Origin of the sequence: Acinetobacter sp. (assembly GCF_036659555.1) — a bacterium.
Classification (GTDB): domain Bacteria; phylum Pseudomonadota; class Gammaproteobacteria; order Pseudomonadales; family Moraxellaceae; genus Acinetobacter.
Genome location: NZ_JAVXCI010000122.1, coordinates 1 through 6715, shown reverse-complemented (window position 1 = coordinate 6715; position 6715 = coordinate 1). Strand labels below are relative to the sequence as shown.

General features: G+C 50.2%; 7 protein-coding genes. 4 read left to right on the top strand and 3 right to left on the bottom strand.

The window, feature by feature from the left end:
- Positions 1-91: 91 nt before the first annotated feature.
- Positions 92-730: a Fe-S biogenesis protein NfuA gene (nfuA, locus tag RSA72_RS13290; protein WP_068907348.1), complete on the bottom strand. Its 639-nt coding sequence runs from the start codon at positions 728-730 to the stop codon at positions 92-94.
- 158 nt (positions 731-888) lie between these two features.
- Between nfuA and RSA72_RS13285 the strand changes: the two genes are divergently transcribed.
- Positions 889-1506 carry a rhomboid family intramembrane serine protease gene (locus RSA72_RS13285; RefSeq protein WP_332633325.1) on the top strand — a complete coding sequence of 206 codons (618 nt, stop codon included), beginning with the start codon at positions 889-891 and terminating at the stop codon, positions 1504-1506.
- A 374-nt stretch (positions 1507-1880) separates the two neighbouring features.
- Here RSA72_RS13285 and RSA72_RS13280 read toward each other — a convergent pair whose 3' ends face one another.
- On the bottom strand, positions 1881-2174 hold the full coding sequence (locus tag RSA72_RS13280) for a DUF7710 domain-containing protein (protein ID WP_332624213.1): 294 nt from the start codon (positions 2172-2174) through the stop codon (positions 1881-1883).
- A 218-nt stretch (positions 2175-2392) separates the two neighbouring features.
- On the opposite strand from RSA72_RS13280, the gene RSA72_RS13275 reads away from it, so the two are divergent.
- Positions 2393-2560 carry a hypothetical protein gene (locus RSA72_RS13275; protein WP_332624212.1) on the top strand — a complete coding sequence of 56 codons (168 nt, stop codon included), beginning with the start codon at positions 2393-2395 and terminating at the stop codon, positions 2558-2560.
- A 184-nt stretch (positions 2561-2744) separates the two neighbouring features.
- Complete coding sequence (locus RSA72_RS13270; protein ID WP_332624211.1) at positions 2745-4295, top strand: hypothetical protein; 1551 nt, start codon at positions 2745-2747, stop codon at positions 4293-4295.
- 65 nt (positions 4296-4360) lie between these two features.
- Here the strand turns inward: RSA72_RS13270 and RSA72_RS13265 are convergent, their stop codons facing one another.
- Positions 4361-5980: an inorganic phosphate transporter gene (locus RSA72_RS13265; RefSeq protein ID WP_332624210.1), complete on the bottom strand. Its 1620-nt coding sequence runs from the start codon at positions 5978-5980 to the stop codon at positions 4361-4363.
- A 467-nt stretch (positions 5981-6447) separates the two neighbouring features.
- On the opposite strand from RSA72_RS13265, the gene RSA72_RS13260 reads away from it, so the two are divergent.
- On the top strand, positions 6448-6715 hold a 268-nt coding region (locus tag RSA72_RS13260; RefSeq protein ID WP_332624209.1), incomplete at its 3' end, for a homocysteine S-methyltransferase family protein.

Sequence of the window (6715 nt, the reverse complement as noted above, 5' to 3'; positions counted from 1 at the left end):
TTTGAAAAAGGAGGGTTGGGGAGGATTAAAAATGCTTAACTGACTGGCATTACTCTATTGAGAGGCTATTTTTCATTTTCTTCAGGCTGAATTACTTGAAATAAGCGCCTTCCGCCTGGCTGTGGTCAGTTTCATCCACCACCTGCATCAGTTCAGGCACATGCTGTTTTAAAGTGGTTTCAACGCCCTGCTTTAAGGTCACATCAATAGCGGAGCAGCCTTGGCAGCCGCCGCCGAATTTAAGCACGGCTGTCAGGCCGTGTTCAGCATCGTCAACCACTTTCACCAAGGCGCAGTTGCCGCCATGCCCCGCCAAGCCCGGGTTGATTTCTGACTGCAGCACATAGGTAATGCGCTCTTCTACCGACGCATCCGGGCCAACGCGCGGCACTTTCGAGTTCGGCGCGCGGAACGTCAGCTGGCCGCCAAAGCGGTCCTTATTGTAATCAATGACCGCATCCAGCAAATAAGGAATAGATGGCGCATCAACAAAAGCAGGAAAATCAGGATATTCCTGTTTGTAATCTGTAGGCACGACTTCTTCAGGCGCACTGTAAGCCATGCAGCATTCAGCGCGCGGTGTACCAGGATGTTCTACAAAAATACGTACACCAATGCCCGGCGTGTTTTGTTTTTCCAGTAAGTCTTTTAAGTACTCTTGCGCATTGGGTGTAATCAATAAATTTGGAATCTCTTCTGCAACTGCAGTGCTGGTATTCTCAGTCGACATAACAATATTTCCTCATGCTGAAGCCGCTATTTTAACTGAAGATGCGGTGCATTACGAAAAAATCAACCAAAATTGTCGGAATTATCTTGAAAGTTCCCGCTAATGCTTAAATTAATGGCATTATGGGCGGCAAATACTGATGATTTGAACGCCCATTTATGCCTGATTTTGCTTTGAGCCACACCGTTACCCTTATCCTGATTACGGTCATTGTTTCATTCATTGCCTTTCAAAATCAGAATATTATGAACCGCCTGATTTTCTGGCCTCCGGCAATGCAGCGCGGCCAGTTTGACCGCTTCATTACGCACGGCTTTGTGCATGCGGACGGCACGCACCTGCTGTTCAATATGATTACCCTGTTTTTTTTCGGCAGCATTATTGAAGCGTTTTACCGCCAGTATTTTTATGACCTGGGCTTTGCGCTGTTCTATTTGGGCGGCCTGATCGCAGCCATTATTCCCAGCTACCTGCAGCATAAAAATGATGCGCGCTGGGCCAGCCTGGGCGCTTCCGGCGCGGTTTCCGCAGTGCTGTTCGCCTATATTCTGTTTGAGCCGTGGAAGCTGATTTTTGTATTTTTCATTCCGGTTCCGGCCATTATCTTTGCCGTGCTGTACGTGGCCTACAGCATCTGGTCAGGAAAGCGCGGCAACTCCAATGTCAACCACAGCGCGCATCTGTGGGGCGCAGCTTACGGGGTAATTATGACCATTATTATGGAGCCGCGCCTGCTCCCGCATTTCTTCAATAAATTAATGCAAATTCCATTCTAGGCGCCGCCGGAAAAATAAAAACGCGCTGAAAAAGGATGCTTCTCAGCATAATCTTGAGAAGTATCCTTTTGGGCCATTCACGGCGCAGTCTCAGCGTTTTAAATTCAATATTTGGAGCTTGTTTAGCTCCTTTTCTGATTCGCCAAATGAGAAGCGGAGCTTCGCAAGGAAAGCATCTTGCGGCGCAGTGCGCCTCACCGCGAAACCTGTTCACTTTCTGCATTTAAATAATTCCGCTGCAAAAACAATCTATTTTAAAGACCGCCGCTTGGCCTTGCGCTTCGAATAAAATCTAGAATTTAAAAAAGAATAGGCATGTCAACTTCTTAACGGATTGACGCCCTGCTTAGTGGCCAAGACGCAGCTGCAAAGCATCAGCTGTCTATGCTTTCCATCAGCTGGCCATGCGAGAAATGCCAGTTTTTCTGATAAGCCGAAACAAATTTGGCAATGAAAATCGGCGCGCGGTCAATCGCAGAGCGCTCCTTAAAATGGCCATGCGCCTTGGCCCAGTCATAGCAGCTTTGATTCAGCGGATACTCCGTCAAAATGCCGCTTAAATAATTCCGCTTAATCCATCCTTCCGCCTGCCGGTAGCTGGAAAATACCGCAGAGGCAAAGCCCGATTTCTGCGCATTGAAGATATACACCTGATTGGATCTGTTCATGAGCTTGGCCATTTTTTGTTTTTCTTAGCCACTATAATAAATGTGATGCAAATCACATTTCAATCTATTTTCAGCAGTTTATTTTGCAACAGTTCGTAAATGCAGTGCTTTATGGGGCAGTCTTTGCGCCGCAGCAGCAAATTTCACTGCGCCGTCCTGCGCAAATTGCTTAAAATAAAAGCGCAGCCACAAATATAAATATAAAGAGGGATACCGCAATGAAAAGAATCATCATGATGCTCAGCATGCTGTGCTTCAGCGCCCTTTCCGCATGCGCCGTGCATACCCGGGAAGGCAGCATCACCGTTGACCCGGACTGGGGCCATCATCCGCAGGAGCATGGCAGCTTCTGCCCGCCGGGCCAAGCCAAAAAAGGGCGCTGTTAAGCCCTATGCATGCGCAAGCCTTCAGATATGAAGGCTTTTTTATCGAAGCTTCCCGGACTGAAGCCTGAAACGCCGCTGCAGCAATTCATGCAATTTTGTAAGTTATTGCCACTACGCAAATCAATTCGGCATAGATAATGTATACATCTGTATATTAATAATTAGATCACGTGAGATATTTTGCATGTCCAGCTCCATAGACGGCCTTCAGTTTCCAAATTCATCGCAAAAGCACAAGCCCAGCACTTCTAAAGCCGGCCGGGAAATTATTGCGGAAGCCTTAGCCAGCGTTGACCGCAGCGCTTCGCTGCAGGCCTCTGCGGAAAAAAACTGGCGCAAGCAGTACCCGCGCTATTTTAAGGCGCTGGTTGAGCAAGGCATTCAGAACACGGACAATCCGATTCAGATTGCCGAAGCCGGCCTGAATAAAGCGCATTATACCTTTGAGTTTTTCCGCAACGGCGAAAAGCACCTGCTGAAAAATGTCATGCAGCTGGACGCGCAGCCGCTGCATACCGTGAAGCTGAAAGGCGAAAGCGCCGAAGCGCCGGAATGGCATGTGCCCTATCATGGCCAGAAACTGCGGGGCGAAGCCTTGCTGGCGCAAATTCAGCAATGGCAGGACGCCGGCATTGTAGAACCGAGCCATGCCGATGCCCTGAGGGAAGCCGCGGCCCATCCGGAGTGGTTTGACCTGTCTGACCGCACCATGGTTTTATTCGGCGCGGCCTCAGAAGCCGGCCCGCTCACTTGGCTGTCCAGATGGAAAGCCAATATTGTTGCAGTTGATCTGCCGGACAGCCGCGTTTGGGGCAAAATTTTAGACACTGTGCGCCAAGGCAATGCCACACTGTATGCGCCCAGCGCGGAAGCGCTTTCTGAAGATACCCCGGCGCCTGTATTGAAGGAAAAATTAGGCGCCAACCTGCTGACCCAGATTCCGGAAATTGCGCAGTGGCTGATTCAGAATCCGCACCCGCTGGATTTAGCCGCTATCGCCTATCTGGACGGCGAAAAGCATGTGCGCGTTTCCATGGCGATGGATGCGATTATGCAGCATGTCAGCGCGCATAAGGCCGGCACCAGCCTGATGTATATGTGCACCCCGACCGATGTCTATGCCGTGCCTGCAGAAGTAATTGAAGCCTCCACCGATAAGTTTGCGCAGCGCTCCAAGGCGCAGCAGCTGCTCAGCAGCGGCATTTCCGCCCTTTCGCGCCAGAATTTTTTCAAAAAAAACCTGCACAGCTTAATCGCTTCAGATAATGGCCAAAACTACGGCATTGCCGACTGTCTGGTGGTGGAGCAAGGTCCGAACTATGCTTTGGCCAAGCGCATCCAGCAGTGGCGCGCAACGCTGGCGCGCCATCAGGGCCAGCGGGTCAGCATTAACATTGCGCCTTCCACGACAACGCATTCCGTGACGAAAAACCCGCTGCTGAAGGCGGCCTTTAACGGCGCCAGCCTGTTTGATGTGGAAGCCTTCAAGCCGGAAACCACCAATGCCATTATGGCGGTGCTGTGGGTGCATGACCTGCGCAATCCCCAATCGGCAGCCAATCCGGAAGTTGCACTCGCGCATCCGCTGGAACTGATGATGCAAGGCGCCAACCACGGCGGCTTATGGCGCGTCGCCTATTTAGCCCGCACAGCACTGCCTTTCGCCGCGGTATACGGTTTCGCTGCGGAAAAACTGCCGCTGGATAAGGTGCTGGGCAAGCTGAAAAAACAGTAAGTCCGCTGCGCAAGGCATAAAAAAACGCTGCCGAAGCAGCGTTTTTTTTATGCCTGAGCCAATGCTTAGAAGACTTTAAGCAGCAGCCAGTACAGGGCGCCTGACAGACAGATGGTTGCCGGCAAAGTGAAAACCCAGGCCGACAGAATAGTGCGCACCATTTGCGCATTCAGGCCTGATTTATTCGCCACCATGGTGCCCGCAACCGCACTGTTCAATACGTGCGTTGTAGATACCGGCATGCCGAGGCCGTCAGCCGCTGCAATTGTTGACATCGCCACCAGCTCTGCTGACATGCCTTGACCGTAAGTCATGTGGTTTTTGCCAATGCGTTCGCCCACAGTCACGACAATGCGCTTCCAGCCCACCATTGTGCCTAAGCCCAATGCCAAGGCAACCGCAACTTTCACCCAAGTTGGAATGTACTGCAGGAATGAATCCAGATTGCTGCGGTACGCTTTCACGGTTTTTTTCTGCTCCGCAGTCAGCGCCGGCAGCTGATCCGCTTTATCCAGGCGCTTGAATGCCGTCGTGCTGAGGTACATGTCGTTGCGGATGACGGAAACTTGCGCTTCCGGAATTTCATCCACGCCGCCGTACTGCGCAACGCGTTCGCCCAAATGGCCAGTCAGGCTTGCCAAAGCGGGAACAACTTCAGCATTCACTTCTTTGGTCTGAATGTATTTGGTCAGAACTTCACGGGCTTTTTCATCGGCAATATCTTCATGCTTCGGATAAACCGCAGCCGCAGTTTGCGCGGAAAGCTGCTCAAAAGACTGAATGTGCTTCTGATCCAAATTCTTGTTCAATGAATAGGCCAGCGGCACGCAGCCAATCAAAATCAGCATGATCAGGCCCATGCCTTTTTGGCCGTCATTTGAACCGTGCGCAAAGCTGACGCCTGTGCAGGTGAAAATCAAAATGGCGCGGATCAGCGGCGGCGGCGGCTTATTGCCTTCCGGCGGCTGGAACAGCTCCAGCTGCTTTCTGAAGACTTTTTTCACCAGCAGGAACAGCAAAGCGGCGAATGCAAAGCCGATCAGCGGAGAGAACAGCAGCGCTTTGCCGACTTTCAGCACCTGCTCCATATCAATGCCGCTGGCGCCGCTGCCTGCGTTCAGCAGGTAGTTCATGATGCCGACGCCTAAGATCGAACCGATCAGCGTATGCGAGCTTGAAGCTGGAATCCCCAAAAACCAGGTGCCCAAGTTCCATAAAATGGCGGCGATCAGCATGGCGAAGACCATGGCGAAGCCTGCGCCGGAACCGACATTCATGATCAGTTCCACCGGCAGCAGGGCAATAATGCCGTAGGCGACCGCGCCGCTGGCAACCATTACGCCAAGAAAGTTGCAGAAGCCTGCCCACATGACCGCAACCGGCGCAGACAGCGCATTGGTATAAATCACGGTGGCGACCGCATTGGCGGTGTCGTGGAAGCCGTTGACGAACTCAAAGCCGAGCGCAATGAACAGAGCTGTGCCCAGCAAAATCATAGAATAAAGGCTTAATGCGGGAACATGCGCCAAATCAGAAGTTAATTGAAATCCAATATAAATAAGCGTTGAAATAATAACGGTTAAAAACACCGGCATAAAAAATTTCGGTGTAGGCACATGAACATTCGTCGACTTAACAGTAGTCGATGGTTGTGCTGAATCTACGGGAGTTTGATTAGAATTCATGCAGGCAGGAATGGAGGATTTAAGAATCCCCATATTGTTCAATTAAATTGTGACAATTATATGACAAAGCGCTGTCATATAAAGCAGTTTTTCATACTTTATTGCATTTAATTGTTGCCGGCGCCCCTGCGCTCCATCTCAACTTAAATAATAAAAATCAAATACTTGAATACATATTCACAGCAAATAAAGTGATCATTCCGCAATATTTCAAGGCTTAAATATTTTTGAAATATTTCATGGCGGATTATGACAGCAGCCAGCCTGAGCACCATAATGACGCATCAATGCTGCAGCTTGATGAAGCAGGCCCTCTGTCTGGATTGGCTTTTCCGCGCCGCCCCCGGCGGCTAAATATTCAGCAATGCGGATTGAGCGAAGTTTATAACCGGCGGGTATCCATAAAAACCGGCTGAATTCTGTTAATATATTCGCCGATTTTATATTCCATCGGATTGGGGTTATTTATGTCTACGCTTGCCACACTGAAAGCGCTTCTTGCTAAACGCATCCTGATTATTGACGGCGCCATGGGCACCATGATTCAGCGCCATAAATTAGAAGAAGCCGACTACCGCGGCGAGCGTTTTGCAGACTGGGCATCTGACCTCAAAGGCAATAATGACCTTTTGGTGCTGACTCAGCCGCAAATTATTCAAGGCATTCATGAAGCTTATTTAGATGCAGGTGCAGACATTATTGAAACCAATAGCTTTAACGGCACACGCGTTTCAA

Coding starts and splice junctions, on each gene's coding strand:
- nfuA (WP_068907348.1), bottom strand. CDS start 730: ATGTCGACTGAGAATACCAGCACTGCAGTTGCAGAAGAGATTCCAAAT.
- RSA72_RS13285 (WP_332633325.1), top strand. CDS start 889: ATGCCTGATTTTGCTTTGAGCCACACCGTTACCCTTATCCTGATTACG.
- RSA72_RS13280 (WP_332624213.1), bottom strand. CDS start 2,174: ATGAACAGATCCAATCAGGTGTATATCTTCAATGCGCAGAAATCGGGC.
- RSA72_RS13275 (WP_332624212.1), top strand. CDS start 2,393: ATGAAAAGAATCATCATGATGCTCAGCATGCTGTGCTTCAGCGCCCTT.
- RSA72_RS13270 (WP_332624211.1), top strand. CDS start 2,745: ATGTCCAGCTCCATAGACGGCCTTCAGTTTCCAAATTCATCGCAAAAG.
- RSA72_RS13265 (WP_332624210.1), bottom strand. CDS start 5,980: ATGAATTCTAATCAAACTCCCGTAGATTCAGCACAACCATCGACTACT.